Annotated in this window: 11 protein-coding genes; 4 read left to right on the plus strand and 7 right to left on the minus strand. The window is 68.6% G+C overall.

Annotation, left to right across the window (positions count from 1 at the left end):
• The first annotated feature begins 106 nt into the window (after positions 1-106).
• The gene (locus ACNS88_RS12275) at positions 107-4,828 is read left to right on the plus strand and encodes a DUF7997 domain-containing protein (protein ID WP_435097970.1); all 4,722 of its coding nucleotides are present in this window, start codon (positions 107-109) and stop codon (positions 4,826-4,828) included.
• 516 nt (positions 4,829-5,344) lie between these two features.
• Here ACNS88_RS12275 and ACNS88_RS12280 read toward each other — a convergent pair.
• Positions 5,345-5,815 (minus strand): DUF8009 family protein, encoded by a 471-nt coding sequence (locus tag ACNS88_RS12280; protein ID WP_435097973.1) that lies wholly within the window; start codon positions 5,813-5,815, stop codon positions 5,345-5,347.
• A complete protein-coding gene (locus ACNS88_RS12285; protein WP_435097976.1) occupies positions 5,808-7,646 on the minus strand; it encodes a MutS-related protein in 1,839 nt (612 codons plus the stop codon). The genes ACNS88_RS12280 and ACNS88_RS12285 overlap by 8 nt, the downstream gene beginning before the upstream one ends.
• Before the next feature lie 139 nt (positions 7,647-7,785).
• Between ACNS88_RS12285 and ACNS88_RS12290 the strand changes: the two genes are divergently transcribed.
• Positions 7,786-8,460, plus strand: coding sequence for an MBL fold metallo-hydrolase (locus ACNS88_RS12290; RefSeq protein WP_435097979.1), 675 nt, complete (start codon positions 7,786-7,788; stop codon positions 8,458-8,460).
• Positions 8,461-8,466: 6 nt separating this feature from the next.
• Here the strand turns inward: ACNS88_RS12290 and ACNS88_RS12295 are convergent, their stop codons facing one another.
• The 4 genes from ACNS88_RS12295 to ACNS88_RS12310 all read right to left on the minus strand — a co-directional run bounded on the left by ACNS88_RS12295 (position 8,467) and on the right by ACNS88_RS12310 (position 13,273).
• Positions 8,467-9,615, minus strand: coding sequence for an acyl-CoA dehydrogenase family protein (locus ACNS88_RS12295; protein ID WP_435097982.1), 1,149 nt, complete (start codon positions 9,613-9,615; stop codon positions 8,467-8,469).
• 84 nt (positions 9,616-9,699) lie between these two features.
• Complete coding sequence (locus tag ACNS88_RS12300) at positions 9,700-11,790, minus strand: class I adenylate-forming enzyme family protein (protein ID WP_435097985.1); 2,091 nt, start codon at positions 11,788-11,790, stop codon at positions 9,700-9,702.
• A gap of 27 nt (positions 11,791-11,817) precedes the next feature.
• A complete protein-coding gene (locus ACNS88_RS12305; RefSeq protein WP_435097988.1) occupies positions 11,818-12,252 on the minus strand; it encodes a universal stress protein in 435 nt (144 codons plus the stop codon).
• 67 nt (positions 12,253-12,319) lie between these two features.
• A complete protein-coding gene (locus ACNS88_RS12310) occupies positions 12,320-13,273 on the minus strand; it encodes a transcription initiation factor IIB (protein WP_435097991.1) in 954 nt (317 codons plus the stop codon).
• 255 nt (positions 13,274-13,528) lie between these two features.
• Between ACNS88_RS12310 and ACNS88_RS12315 the strand changes: the two genes are divergently transcribed.
• Positions 13,529-13,930, plus strand: a complete 402-nt coding sequence (locus tag ACNS88_RS12315) for a DUF7961 family protein (protein ID WP_435097994.1) — start codon at positions 13,529-13,531, stop codon at positions 13,928-13,930.
• A gap of 4 nt (positions 13,931-13,934) precedes the next feature.
• A complete protein-coding gene (locus ACNS88_RS12320; RefSeq protein ID WP_435097997.1) occupies positions 13,935-14,558 on the plus strand; it encodes an METTL5 family protein in 624 nt (207 codons plus the stop codon).
• A 64-nt stretch (positions 14,559-14,622) separates the two neighbouring features.
• Here ACNS88_RS12320 and ACNS88_RS12325 read toward each other — a convergent pair whose 3' ends face one another.
• Positions 14,623-15,324, minus strand: a complete 702-nt coding sequence (locus ACNS88_RS12325; RefSeq protein WP_435098000.1) for a DICT sensory domain-containing protein — start codon at positions 15,322-15,324, stop codon at positions 14,623-14,625.
• Between the last annotated feature and the right edge of the window lie 4 nt (positions 15,325-15,328).

Raw genomic sequence — 15,328 nt, forward strand, 5'->3', positions numbered from 1 at the left:
CCTCGGCGAGCCGCGCCGGACGCCGCCGACTGCGTCGGGACGCACGTCACCGAGGGCGGACGGCGTCGTTCGTCAAGGCTTTTACGCCGGAAATCACAGAGAACCTATGCGACTGCGAACCGCTCTCACAGAACACGAACGTCGACGCGGCGAGCGCTACCCCGCGGAGCGTCCCACCACTGCCGGCGCGTTCACGGGCGACGACGGTCGGCTGGTCCACGTCGGAGCGAACGGGACCGTTCACGACTGTTCGTACTCTCTGTCCGGGGTCGGCGGTGCCGACCGGCTCCGCATGGGCATCACCGCCGGGCGGGGCGTCCGCTGGTTCGACGACCTGACCACGACCCGACAGCACTACGACGGCAATACTCCCCTCGTCGAGACGGAGTACGACGCCGGCCGCTACACCATCCACCAGTTTGACCTCGTCGTGAGCGACACCCACCTCACGCACGTCGAACTGCGCGGCGCCCCGCCCGCGGGCGCTGAGCTCGTCGCGGCCTGCGCGTTCTCGCCCGACATGGTCGAGGGGCGCGTCGGCAACCTCGTCCACGAGGAGGCCGGCCCCCAGTCGGGAAGCGTCGTCGAGGTGTACCACCGGACCGAACACGACTTCCTCACCGCGTCCACTGGCCTGTCGGCCGCGCACGGCCAGCGGCTCCGCACCATCTCCGAGCTGCTCGGCGAGAACGGCGAGGGGTTCCCCCACCGCGGCGAGATCGACCAGCGCGAGGACTCCCGGCTCACCCCCGACGTGGTCGTCCGCGCGCCGTTCGAGCGCGACGGTCGGACCGAGCGCGTCACGCTCGCGAGCCGTGCGATCCTCGACAGGCGGGAGACCCGCGAGACGGTCGACGACGCCAAGGACGCGATCTCGGACGGTCCGGACCGCCAGCGCCGAATCGACGAGCTGTCACGGATCGCGACCGCGTACCCCGAGGCCGACGACCTCCGCGACGCCGCCGAAGGGCGGGACCCGACCCTTCCCGAGGACGTGCCCCGTCGGTCAGTGGTCGCCGGGGACCTCCGCACGCTCGACTTACTCAGCGCGGAGTCCGGCGCGCGGATCGCCGCCCCCGAGTTCGACCCCTTCTACTCCACGTCAGGCGGCTACGGCTACACGTGGTTCCGCGACGAGGCGGAGACGTCACTGGCCCTGCTCGGCGCGAGCGACGAGCTCGGCTTGGACGCCGACGAGGAGCTGCTCGCGACGGCCTCCTTCTTCTGTCGCACGCAGGACGCGGACGGCTCGTGGCCCCACCGGGTGTGGGCCGACTCCGGCAAGGTCGCCCCGGGGTGGGCGAACGCCCGGATCGAGGGCGCGAACGGCACCGCGGGCCCGAACGACCAACTCGATCAGGCCGCGTCCGTCGTCGCCTTCCTCGCCCGGCTCCGCCGGACCACGGAGCTCCCCCCGGAGTGGCGCGACCGCGTCGACGACGCCGTCACGGACGCGCTCGCGTTCCTCCGTGAGACGACCGAAAACGACGGGCTCCCCCGGCGGTGTCAGAACTGCTGGGAGAACGCGCTCGGTCGGTTCACCCACACCGGCGCGACGTATCTCCGCGCGTTCGCCGCCGTGGCGCGCGCTCCCCTCCCCGACGACGTGCGTTCCGACGCGACCGACGCGGCCGACGCCGCCCTCGTCGGCCTGCACAATCGATGGAACCCGGACACGGAGCGGTTCCCACAGCGCGCGAGCGCTGAGAGCCGCGACGACCGGTCGGACGCCAGCACGTTCGCGCTCGCGAGCGCCGCGACCGAGTACGCCGCGCTACGCGACGAGCGCGAGGTGCGCGGTGAGGCCGACGCCGACGACTCAGTCGCGGTCGATTTCGACGCGTTCCTCGACCGCGTGACGACGCACGTGTTGACGACGATCGAGGATCTGCACCGCGAGACGGCCGACGTGGAGGGCCTCGTCAGATTCACCGGCGACGACTGGCGCACCGCCGAGCAGGGCGCCGCGAAGGTGTGGTCGATCGCGACGCTGTGGGGATCGACGGCGGCCGCCGAACTCGGCGGCCTCGTCGCACAGCGCGGCGGGGACGCCAGCGCGTTGTTCAGTGCTGCGCGTGATCTCTACGCGCTGTGTGACCCGGACGGGCCGTTCGTCAACGATGCCGGGCTCATCGCCGAGCAGGTGTTCGACGACGGCGAGCTCGACGGCGCGACGCCGATCGCGTGGTCGCACGCCCTCCGGATCGACGCGACGGTGACGCTGGCGAGACACGGGGCGCTCCCGGTCCCGCACGACGAGCCGCAGGGGCCGGACGAGGCGCCCCACTGGACGACCGGTCGGAAGTTCGGCGTCGGCACCCCCGCAGACCACAAGGCCGACGACTCGGTGCCGATCTGGTTCACGCTGACCGAAGGGGCGCTCACGGAGGCGCGGTTCCCGCGGATCGACGTGATGAACGTCCGGACGTTCGACTTCCTCGTCGCCGATCCTGAGACGGGATACACGGTCCGGACCTTCGACGAGACGAGCCACGTGACGACCACTGAGACGGTCGAGCGAACCACGGAACCGACCGTCGATGACGCCCTCGCCTACACCCAGACGATCCGCGAGACCGGCGACGGCCACGGCCACCGTTGGAGCCTCACCGTCGAGTACGCGGTCGACACCGAGGGCGACGCGATCCTCGCCGACGTGACGTTCGAGGGGGGTCGGGAGTACGACGTGTACGCCGTGGTCGACACGACGGTCACGAACGTCGGAACGAACGACCGGGGTGACCGCGTCGACGACTCGGACGGCTACCACCTGCTCGCGCGCAACAACGACGCGGCCGAACGCGCTCCGGGAAAGCTCGTCGACGACGACGGCGAGTCCTTCGAGGTCGCGCTCGCGCTCACGAGCGAGAGTCAGTTCGAGTGGGCGAGCACGCTGTTGGCCGGCGGCCATGAGGCCAAGCGCTTGTTCAGCGATGGCGAGCGCGGCCCCGGTCTGACGGAGGCCAGCGGCAACGTCACGCTCGCCGGACTCGTCGGCAGCGGAACGGCGGTCTCAGAGACGGTCGCGCTCGGGTTCGCCGAGAAGGCTGACGCCGAGTCCGCGCTCAACGAAGCGAAAAGCGCACTCTCACGCGGGTTCGCTGACGTCTGCGACTCGTACGTCGAGACGTGGCGCGAGTGGCTCGCGGACCGGGAGTTCCCGGCCTCCGTGACCGGCGACGCGGACTTGGAGACGCAGTACCGGTTCGCGCTGATGACGCTCGCGGCCGTCGAGGACAAGCGGCACGACGGCGCCGGGATCGCCAGCCCGTCCGTGCCGTGGGGCGAGACGGAGTACGCCGCGGAGGACCGGGGGTACGGCTACAACTTCGTTTGGTCGCGAGACCTGTATCAGGTGTTTACCGCGCTCATCGAGGTCGGTGAGGTCGACCGCGGCGCCGAGGCGCTCGCGTACCTGTACAACACCCAGCAGGACGACGACGGGTTCCTCCCGCAGAACACCTACATCGACGGGCGCACGCGATGGGGCGGCGAGCAGATGGACAACATCGCCTTCCCGTCGGTGATGGCGTGGCAGCTGTACGAACACGGGGCGACGCCCGCGGACGCCGATTACACCTACGACCAAGTCCGACGCTCGCTCGGGTACATCGCCGCCAACGGCCCGGAGACGGCTCAAGAGCGCTGGGAGGAGGAGGCGGGATACTCGCCGTCGAGCATCGCCGCCGAGATCGCGGGGCTCTGTTGCGGGGCCGCGCTCGCAGTCGCCGAGGCCGAGCGGATCGAGGCGGGTGACGCCTCCGCCGAGGAGTCGCCCGCCTCGCTCCGCGCCGACGCGCTCGCGTGGCTCGCGCTCGCCGACGACTGGACGAGCCGCGTCGAAAGCTGGTGCGCGACGGACACGGGCACCGAGCGACACAGCGAGACGCCCTACTACGTGCGGATCACGGCCGACGCGGATCCGGAGTCGGGACGCCCCCGAACGATCGCCAACGACGGTCCGACGTACGACGAGCGGGAGATCGTCGACGGCGGCTTCCTCGAACTGGTCCGACTCGGCGTGAAGCCCGCCGACGACGACGCGATCCGTAACTCCGTGTCGGTCGTCGACGACTCGATCCGCGTCGACACCCCGTACGGCCCCGGCTGGTACCGGTACGTCGGCGACTCGTACGGCGAACTCGCGCGCGGCGACCCCGGCGCCCCGTGGGCCGGGACCGGAGACGGCCGCGGACGCCTGTGGCCGATATTCACCGGCGAGCGCGGCGAGTACGAGCTCCGCGCTCGCGCCGACGGCCCCGACGCCTTCGGCGGCACCGACGAGGACGCGCTCGAACCCGGCGCCCTCTTGGAGACGATGGCCGGCTTCGGCAACTCCGGGCGGATGCTCCCCGAGCAGGTGTGGGACCGCGAACACCCGACCAAGTACGGCTGGGAGTTCGGCGAGGGAACCGGGGGGGCCACCCCGCTCGCGTGGTCGATGGCGGGATTCATCCGGCTCGCGCACGGCGTCGACGCCGGCGAACCGGTCGAGACGCCCACGGTCGTTCGCGACCGCTACGTCGAGCGCGACCGGTCGGCAACGCCGGAGTTGACGGCGACCGCGGCGTACGTCGACGACGAGCTCGTCGTCGACGGCGAGACCACCGGCGACACGGTCGCGGTGTTCACGGCAGACGGGTCCACGCTCGCGACGACGGCGGACGGCGAGTACGAGGTCACCCTCGATCCCGCGCCCGACGCGACGACGGTCGTCGTCGCCGCCGCGAACACCGGCGCCGCGACGGACGGCGAATCGGACGACGCCGACGCGACCCTCGACGAGTTCGCGGGCGCCGGCACGGCGGTCGAACGAATTCGGCTGTAGCTGAGAGCGGTTTTTACGTGATCGAGTGGTGTCGCTGTCGGCTTTTTATCGGCGATCGACGACCCTGCGGTGACGACCTCCAAATCCCAGCCGCGAGGCGGGCGCACGCTCGTTGCGCTCCTCGCTCGCGTTGCTCGCTGCGGTGCTTACGTCGCCTGCGCCCGCCTCACGGCTGCCCCTTTGAGTCCCGCCCCGCAACCGTACCTCACGCCTCCCCAACCTCGTCGCCGGACTGCGTCCGGCTGCAAGCGAGAGCTCCGCTCTCGCCCTGTCGCTGGCGCGGACGCGCCAGCGACTCCCTCGCGCGCGCTCCTCGCGGGCCTGCGGCCCGCTCAGAGGCACGCGCCACTGCCAGTTCTTTATAAGCGATGGTCGGCGCCGCTCACGGGATTTTACATCGACGGGCTGCAACGCTCGCATCCGCTATCGATTACCGCTAGGGCTGTGTTGACCGCAGCGGGGTCAGAAGATCGCATCGACGGAGGATTTCGACAGGACGGTTGACACGGAGATCGCTCACCCGAGCGCGGCCACGTCGATTTCGACGGTGTCAACGTCTCCGTCACCCCCGCCAGCGTCGAGTTCGACGCTGTCGACCACCGACTCTCGAACCGCCTCGCGCCACGACTCGACGGACTCGGTGTGTCGCTTCCGGCGGGTGTCGACGTCGGTGTCCGGATGGTCCGCGGTCGTCTCGTCGACCTCCGGGTACGGGGGAACCTCCGAGACGAGGTCGCGCGGATCGACGTGGATCGGGGCGGGGTCGTCGTCGGTGTCTGTCTCCGCACCCGCGTCCGTCTCCCCGACCGACCCGAGACTGTGCAAGCGGGCCCGCATTCGCCCTGAAAAGGGCGGCGTCACGCGGAGCACGACCTCACGATCGCTCCGGAGCGTCGCCTCCAGCGCGGTCGCCACGTCGTCGCGGTGGACCGCGATCGATCGGATCCGGCCGGGATCGCCCGACTCGGACGGGTCGTCGTCAGTCATCGCCCGCCGACCACTCGGCGTCCGAGAGGGTGCGTTGGACCGCCTCTTCGCCGACTGCACCGGCGAGGTGTTCGAAGCCGGCGCGGACGCCGCGGTCTTTCGCGTTCGCCACCAGCCGCGAGACGATGAACTCCGGCGTCGACTTTCCGACCGTGCCGAACCGCGGCTGGTAGTCGACCCGGAGGTCCAGGTCGTTCGTGAGCCCCTCGGCGAAGATACCGTCGATCCGGGCGGGCTCCGGGAGCGGGCTCAAGTCGGCCGCGAGGTGGGTGACGTAGATGCCCAACGCACCTCGGTCCACGGTGAGCGTGACGAGCCCGTTTAAGAGGTCGGCGGCGCGGCCGGGCTCCGTGATCGCCTCGAACTCGTCGACGAGCATCAGGGTCCGACCGTCCGCGACCAGCGGCGGCACGACCGACTTCAGCGTCGACTCCAACACCCCGGCGTTAAAGGAGGCGTGCCGGCGGTGGAACACGATCCGGTCGAACGCGCCGACTTCGGCCTCCTCGGCCGGCACCGGGAGCCCCATCGAGGCCAGCAGCGCTACCGCGCAGAGCGTCTCCAACAGGGTGGTCTTCCCGCCGGAGTTCGCCCCCGTGAGCACGCTCACGCGGTCGCCGGTCGGCGGCGACTCGGCGTTCGCCACGCCGGACTCGTCGGCGAGCGAGTGCGATCCGATCGCGTACGACACCGGTTGGACGTCGCCGTCGAGAAAGAGGTTTCTGGCGTTTCGCACGGCGACGCCGTCGTCGACGAGGGTCGGTCGAGTTAGGCCATGAGCGACCGCGAACCGCGCGAGCGACAGCAGGAACGCGGCGTCCGAGACGGCCGAGACCGCCCTCGCAACGGTGCCGGTCGCCTCGTCATCTGATCCGTCCTCCCCGCTTGCGCCCCGCATCCCGCCAATCCGCTCGCGGATGTCGGCGGTGACGGTCTCCTCGCGCTCCGCGACCGACTCCTCGAGTTCCGTTACCAGATCGCGGAGCGTGGCGGAGACGAAGTCGGCGGCGTCGAGCGCGTCGTCCGGCGCGACCGACCGAACCGTCGCCGGGTCGACGCCCGTCTCGCGCGCGACGTGGTCTATCGTCGCCGCCTTCAGCGCCTCGAAGTCGCGCAAGGAGCCGTCTCGCACCGCGTCGAGCACGTCGAAGGCGGAGTTCGCGAGATCGCTGGCGGCGTCGAGCTGCTCGCGCCGCCGGTCTAGTTCGTCGTCCGCACCGCTCGCGACCTCGATGTCTCCGTCGCCACCGCCGCCCGTCGGGTCGATCGCGCCACGCACGTCCGCGAGGGCGTCGGCGGCGTCCAGCAGAGCGTCCCCGTCGAGCGTTCCGATGTCCTCGAACGGCCCGCTCGTGAGGCCTGCCTCGCGCAGTGCGACGGCTGTCTCGACGGCCGCGAGATCCGACCCCTCGGCCGCGTCGTACGCGTCGAACGCTTCGATCACCCGCTCGCGGTCGGCCTCGGCCAGCCCCTCCCACGCGTCGCGAGCGGTGACCACCTCGTCGAGGCGGGATTCGACCGCGGCTCGATCTGCGAGGGGCGTCAACACCCGGATCCGGTCCGCGGCGTGAGCCGTTAGCGCGTGACCGGCCGCCAGCGAGAGCAGGTCGTCGTACACCGATCGGGTGTCCCCCGTCGCGAGGACGTCCATGCCGGCCTCGCCGTTGGCCCGGCGGAGGATTCGCGTCGCCCGGCCGCGGTGGAGTCCGGCGTCGACGAGCGCCCGGACGTCGGCCGCCTCGATCGCCTCGATCGCCCGCGAGGTTCCCAGCGCCGAGACGAGCTGCTCGCTCGTCTTCGGGCCGATCCCCCAGTAGTCCTCGAGTCGCATACGTCGTGGTGTCGCCCCGGCATCTTGGCGTTTTCGTCGTTGCCGTCACCGATCCCGTTCGAGCACGGCCGCACCCGAGATTTTCGACCCGTGCCGGGCACGGCAGCGTTCATCCCGCTCCGGGGCGTACCGGTTCCACATGGCGACGGAAATCGCGGACGGCGTTTGGCGGTTCGACTGCCGCGGGGTCAACGCGTACCTCGTCTTCGACGACGTCCCGACGCTCGTCGACGCCGGGACGCCGTGGGACGAAGCGACGATCCGGTCCGGCATCGACGAGGCCGGCCTCGAAGTCGGCGATATCGGGCGAGTGCTGCTCACCCATTACGACCTCGACCACGTTGGGACGCTGGCGGCGCTGGCACCCGACCTCGACGCGACCGTTCACGCGTACGGCTTCGACGCGACGTTACTTCGAGGAACGCGGAGCCCGCCGCTCCGGAATCATAAGGGCCTGATCCAGCGGCTCGGCGCACTGGTCGCGGAGTCACCGGACGTCGATGTCGTCGGCGTCGCGGACGGCGAGACGCTCGGCTCGTTCACCGCGTACCACACGCCCGGCCACACGCCGGGCCACGTCGCGTACGTCAGCGAGGAACTGGGCGTCGGGCTCCTCGGCGATCTCGTCTCCGAGTCGGACGGGGAGCTGACCCCCTCCGGGTGGCTGATCAGCTACGACACCGACGCGGTCGAGACGAGCGTGCGCGGACTCGCGGAACACGCGCCCCCCTTCGACGTCGCCTGCGTCGGACACGGCGACCCGCTCGCGACCGGTGGCGCCGAGGCGCTGGCGCGGCTGGCCGCGCGGCTGTGACCGCGTTCACCGCGACTGCCGGTAGATCAAGTTCCGCTGGATGTCGTTTGCGCCCTCGTAGATCACCGGAATACGCACGTCGCGGTAGACGCGAGCGATCCGGCGGTCGGTGAGGATCGAGCGGCCGCCGTGGAGCTTCATCCCCTTCTCGGCGCAGTCGGTGGCGACCTCAGTCGACTTGGTCTTTGCGAGCGCGGCCCAGTAGCCGGCGTTGTCGTTGTCGGCGACCTTCTCGCAGGCGCGCCAGTTGAGCGCGCGGGCCGATTCGAACCCGATCCGCATATCCGAGAGGGTGTGTTGGACCGCCTGGAACTCGTTGACGGTGCGGCCGAAGGCGTTGCGTCCGTGGACGAACTCCTCCGCCTCCTCGATGGCGGCGGCGGCGAGCCCGAGCCCGTGCCCGCCGACGATGACCCGGCCGTGGTTGAAGAAGTCCGCGAGGACGTAGAAGCCGCCGCCCTCGCTGCCGACGACGTTCTCCTCGGGGACGAAGCAGTCCTCGAAGACGATGTGGCCCTGCTTGGAGGCGCGCATCCCCATCTTCTCCGGGATGTGTTCCGCCTCGTAGCCGTCGGAGTCGGTCTCGACGATGAACAGCGTGTAGTTGGAGTAGCGGTCGTCGCTCTCGCCGGTCTTGGCGTAGACGGTGAGCCAGTCGGCCTCGACCGCGTTGCCGACCCAGTACTTCTCGCCGGTGAGCTCGTAGCCGCCCTCGACCGTCTCGGCTTTCGTCGTCATCCCCGCGAGGTCGGAGCCGGTCTCGGGCTCCGAGACGGCGAGCCCCGATATCTGATCGTTTTCGGCGACGGGCCGGAGGTACTCCTCCTTCTGTTCGTCGGTACCGTACTGCTCGACCATCTCGGCGCCGAAGCTCGCGAGTTGGAGCGTGAGCGCGATGCCGGCGTCGGCGCGGTAGAACTCCTCCGCGATCGCGAGCACCTGCGCGAGGTCGAATCCCTTTCCGCCGTACTCCTCGCCGATGTCCTGTGCGATGAGCCCGGCGTCCATTCCGGCCTCCAGCACCTCCCACGGATACTCGCCGGAGTCGTAGTACGCCTCGGCGTTCGGCGCGATGTACTCGTCGGCGAACTCGCGGGCCTCCATCTTCACGTCCCTCGCATGCTCCGGAACGACGCTGTCGTCGAGCAGATCCATAGGTTACGTGTGGACTCCGTGGTCAAAACGTTCGTGGAACAATGACAAACACCGGGGTGGTTTATAAACTACGAGAAGGGGACGTCAGCTATCGCCGGTGTCGCTCGCCGGCTCATCGTCGAAATCTTCCGTCTCTGGACCGTCGTTGGAGTCTGCCGTCCCGTCGTCCTCGGAGCGCTCGGCCGCCTCCTCATCAGTTTCCGTGTCGTCAGGACGGTCTTCATCGCCTTCGACGCCGTCGTCATCGCCGTCTTCGCCTTCGCTGTCGCCCTCCTCTCCGTCTCCGTTCTCGACGTCCTCGTCCGACGATGCGTCCGCTGTCGACGGATCGTCCGTCTCGGTCGACTCGCTTCGCTCGGCCGGCTCAGTCGGCTCGGCCGGCTCGAACCCAGCCGTCTCTAAGTTGGCGTCGCCGTCGTCGCGCGGATCGTGTCCGCGCTCCTCGAGGATCTCACGCACTGCTTCCCGATCGACGGTTCCCGACACGGTTCGGGGAAGCTCGTCGATATAGGCGACGGCTTTCGGGATCTTGAACCCCGCAAGCCGGTCTCTGCAAAACGCCATGAGGTGTTCGTCGTCGATGACGGACGCCGAGTCGCTCTCGGCCGGTTCCTCCTCTGGGGGCTCGCTGCCCGTCTCCTCGCTGCCCGTCTCCTCGCTGCCAGCGCTTTGATCTCCCGTCTCTCCGTTGTTCGCCTCGGCGCCGTCTCCGTCTTCAGCGTCGACCGCACCTTCGTCTCCGGCGTCACCTTCGTCTCCGCTCGCCACACCGTCTCGAAACTGGTCGCCGACCGCGAGCAGCGCTGAGACGCGCTCGCCCCATAGTTCGTCGTCGAGCCCGATGACGGCGGCCTCTTCGATCGACGGGAACCCTCGGAGCACGTCCACCACCTCGCCGGGCTCGACATTCTCGCCGCCGCTGACGATCCGATCGTCGAGACGGTTAAGCACGTAGAGGAACCCCTCGTCGTCGAAGCGACCCGCGTCGCCGGTGTGGAGACCGTACGGCCCGAACTCCGAGCGATCGAGGGCGCCGGCGTCCCGTTCGTCTCCGTCCCGTTCGTCTCCGTCGGGTTCGTCCCCTCCGGCGATGTATCCGGGCGTCACCGTCGGGCCGTCGACGACGATCTCACCGGTCTCCCCGCCTTCGACCGGCGTTCCGTCCTCGTCGACGATCGTCACGTCGGTCCCGAACAGGGTTCGACCGACGGTTCCGAGTCGGTTCCTCGTCTGTCGAGGTGGCGCTGTCGCGATCTGCGAGGCTGCCTCGGTCATCCCGTAGGTCGGGTACACCGGGACCGAGTAGTCGCGGCAGCGCTCGATCAGCTCGTCCGAGGCGGGTGCCCCGCCGAGCAACACCACTCGGAGCGTGTCCGAGAGGGTCCCTCGCCTGTCGAGCATCCGCTTGAGCATCGTGGGGACCAACGAGACCCCGGTCACGTCGTAGGTGTCGATGTCGTCGGCGGTGCCGCCCGGGTCGAACCCCTCGCGGAGCACGAGCGTCGTCCCGTACAGCGCGGATCGGTACACCGGGGCGAGCCCGCCCATGTGGTGGAGCGACAGCGTCACCAGCCACCGGTCCTCGTGTTCGACACCGAGCCGGAACGCGGAGGCGACGGCCGAACTGTACACGTTGCCCGCGGTGAGTGGTACCGGCTTCGGATCGCCTGTTGTCCCCGAGGTGAACAGGATACAGAGGGTGTCCGAATCGGCCCATTCCGGCGGATCGACCGGTTCCGGGTCGACGCTGTGTACCGCCGTAACGTCTTTTCTAATCGGGTCGTCGACGGAGAACACCGGGACGTCGAAGGCGTCGTCGCATTGCTCAACGGCCCCGAGCGCGGCGTCCTCCGTCGGCTCCGCGCACACCACCGCGTCGAGGTCAGCCCGATCGACGCGCTCGGCGAGCTCGCGCTCAGTGAGCTCCTGTCCCAGCGGGACAAACGTCGCCCCGATCCGCATCGCCGCGTGGACGAGCCCGACGGTGCCGACGTACGGCGGCGTGAGAACGCCGACCCTGTCGTCCGTCTCGATCCCGTGAGCGACGAGCCGACCGGCGGTCTCGTCGACCAATCGGTCGAGGTCGGTGTATGTCCACGCTTCCCCGTCCTCGGCTCGTATCAGCGCGGTGTGATCAGGCGAGGAGGCGACGCGGTGTGACAGCCAGTCTCTCATTATGGTCACCGTGCTCCCGGGCGTCGCTTACTCATCCGCAGGCTGGCGCACCGTCAGTACCGGTACGTCCGAGGTCCGAACGACCCGCTCCGTGACGCTGCCGAGCAGGTAGCGGTCCAGTCCCTTCCGGCCGTGGGTTCCCATCACAATGACGTCGATGTCCGTTTCGTCCACGTAGTCGCGGATCGACTGGTAGGCGGTGCCCGTGGTTACTACTGTCTCGCAGTCGACTCCCGCGGCATCGGCGGCGTCGGCGACGCGATCCGTCGCCTCTCGCCCTTCGGATTCGAGCGCCTCGACGACGACTTCGGCGCCCGCTTCGAGCGTCGAGTACGCCGCGCCGTCGACGACGTAGAGGGCGTGCAGGCGCGCGTCGTAGTGTCGTGCGAGGTCGATCGCGTGCTCGATCGCGGCGTCCGACGCCGGACTGCCGTCGGTCGGCACGAGGATCTGGGAGTACATCTCGTCACAAGCTACGCTCGGTGTCGATTAAAAACCCGATCACGGAAGACTGTCCTCGGTACCGGCCCTACCGAAAGCCCATCGCTTCGATCTGCTCTTGATACCGGTTGCGGATGGTCACCTCGGTGACCTGTGCGACGTCGGCGACCTCGCGCTGCGTCTTCTTCTCGTTACAGAGGAGCGACGCGGCGTAGATGGCTGCCGCGGCGAACCCAGTAGGCGACTTCCCGGAGAGGAGCCCCTGCTCGGCGGAGACGTCAATGATCTCCGTCGCCTTCGACTGGACCTCCTCGCTCAGTTCGAGCGCCGACGCGAACCGCGGGACGAACTGCTTCGGGTCGACCGGCTTCAGCTCTAAGCCGAGCTCTTGAGAGATGTAGCGGTACGTCCGACCGATCTCCTTTTGCGGGACCCGCGAGACATCGGCAACCTCATCGAGCGACCGGGGGATTCCCTCCTGTCGGCAGGCCGCGTAGAGGGCGGCGGTGGAGACGCCCTCGATCGATCGCCCGCGGATCAGATCCTCGTTGAGCGCGCGCCGATAAATGACCGATGCGACCTCGCGTACCGACCGCGGGACGCCGAGCGCGCTGGCCATGCGGTCGATCTCGGAGAGCGCAAACTGGAGGTTGCGCTCGCCGGCGTCCTTCGTCCGAATCCGCTCCTGCCACTTGCGCAGCCGGTGCATCTGCGACCGCTTCTCGGAGGAGAGCGACCGGCCGTACGCGTCCTTGTCCTTCCAGTCGATCGTCGTCGTCAGCCCCTTGTCGTGCATCGTCTCGGTGATGGGGGCGCCGACGCGCGACTTCGACTGCCGCTCCGAGTGGTTGAACGCCCGCCACTCCGGGCCGCGGTCGATGTTCCGTTCGTCCAGCACCAGGCCGCAGTCCTCGCAGACGAGCTCTTGGTCTGCGTCGGTAACGATCTCGGTCGAATCGCACTCCGGACATGAGAGCGTTTCTTCGTCCGATTCTTGCTCAGTCTCCCGCTCTTGTTGGCGCTGGCGGCTCGGACGTTCCATTATAAGGTTTCTGGTTATTGCCGTATTTAAATCTTTGTCCGGAACCGCAGATCAATGCTATCAATTCTCTCTGCGAAACCCGCACTAAAAGGGCTCTCTAGCGGCTATACGGGCGATTCAACCGTCAGTATTCTTCTCGTTGACCTCTGGAGTTGGTCCCGGTTCATTGTCGAAGTAAACACGAAACGTGACTGCTTAGATATTACTACTATACATTTAACAAATCTTTTGTATTACTAATACATATGACGGCGTATGAGCACGACACAGTCCGACGGGTTCGAAGCCGCGCTCCGCGGCTGTCGCCCGGCCGAGATCGACCCGATCGTCGTCGACGCCGCCGACCTCGAAAGCACCGCGCCCGAACACCTCCGCGACCTGAAAGCCGAGTTCTCCGCCCGCGGCTACCAGCCCGCCACCCTCTCCGTTTCGGCCCGATTCGACGGCGGCGACACCCTCGCCACCCAGCGCGAGGCCGACCGGCTCCGGGAGTTCGTTCGCGCCGCGTCGTTCCTCGGTGCCGGGCGGATCGAGGTTCGACTCGACGACGTCATCGATCAAGACGCCGCCGAGCCGGCGCTGTCGGCGCTCGCCGAACGCGCGCGCCGCGAGGGCGTCGAACTCGTCCGCGTCGACGACGGCTCGGTCGCCGCCTGAGTCGATGGCGTCGAAGCGCTCGCTTGCCACCAAACTCGGCGTGGTCGCCGGCTTCGAGGCCCCCAGCGCGGCCCTCGAACAGTATCCGACGCCCCCCGATCTGGCGGCACACGTCGTCCACCTCGCCGACCTCCACGGCGACATCGATGGTCGGACCGTCCTCGACCTGGGCACTGGGACCGGGATGCTCGCGCTGGCGGCCGCCCTCCGCGGTCCCGCGCGCGTGTTCGGGATCGAGATCGATCGCGACGCGCTCTCGACCGCGACCGAAAACGAGCGACGCGTCGCCGCGAGCGCGCCCGTCCACTGGCTCCACGGCGACGCGACGCGGCTCCCGATCGACGTGCCCGACCCAGTGACCGTCGTCATGAACCCGCCGTTCGGCGCGCAGGACGGGAATCGGAACGCCGACCGCGGGTTTCTTGCGACCGCGAGCCGCGTCGCGGCCGTCTCCTACTCGGTCCACAACGTCGGGAGCCGCGACTTCGTCGAGGCGTTCGCGGCCGACAACGGCGGCGAGGTCACCCACGCGTTCGCCGCCGACTTCGCTATCGAGGCGCAGTTCGACCACCACACCGATTCCTCCAGAGACATCGACGCCGAAGTGTATCGGATCGAGTGGGCCTGACGACGCCGGCTCTCAACACGACCGGAGGCGAGTACCGTCCTCTTCGGAGACGGCCCGCCGCGGATCAGGTCTCGGCAAGCGCCGTCGCGATTTCCTCGACGAGCGTTGGATCGTTCGTCCAAAACCCAGCGTAGTCCTCCGAGTGCTCTCTGGCGACCAGCCCGCAGGCTTGGCTGTCCGTGGGTCCGCCGTCGTAAGCGAGCGCCCAGTGAGGTTCCAACCGCTCGACGTCTTCGGTGTGATACGTGAGTCCGCCTATCTTCGGCGGGGTCCAGTCGTCGAGGCCGTAAATGTGGATATCGAGATCTGTCTCGGTCGCGAGTGTTCGATAGACCGCCGTCTGCGATCTGAACGTCGAGAGGGTCTGGAAACTCACGCGTAGCGTTCCCTCCCCCACGCGATAGGCCCGATCTTCGATCTCCCGGCTCACCGCGAGGAGTTCGCGGCGGTTCATCCCGGACACGAGCGTCTTCTCGAGGACGTCAAAGAGCGCCCGGTAGCCATCGGAAATCCCGTCTCTGTCGCCAGGGTGGCGGATCGGCGGCGTAAGCAGCCCTTCGATCGCATCGACTCCGATAACGCCCACGACCTCGCCGTCAGTTCTGACTTCCATGAACGGGTCTGGACCACCGGATGGAAGCGAGCGAGACTCAACGGCGACACCGTGGTCTACGAGCCACGCTTCGATGTCGGGGCGGTCACTACGCCGGTAGACGGTACACTGATGCTCCCGGTGTCGGATCTCGGCGATCAGCGAGTCGAGCATTCTT

Origin of the sequence: Halorubrum shenae (assembly GCF_051194165.1) — an archaeon.
In the GTDB taxonomy this organism is placed as follows: Archaea; Halobacteriota; Halobacteria; order Halobacteriales; family Haloferacaceae; genus Halorubrum.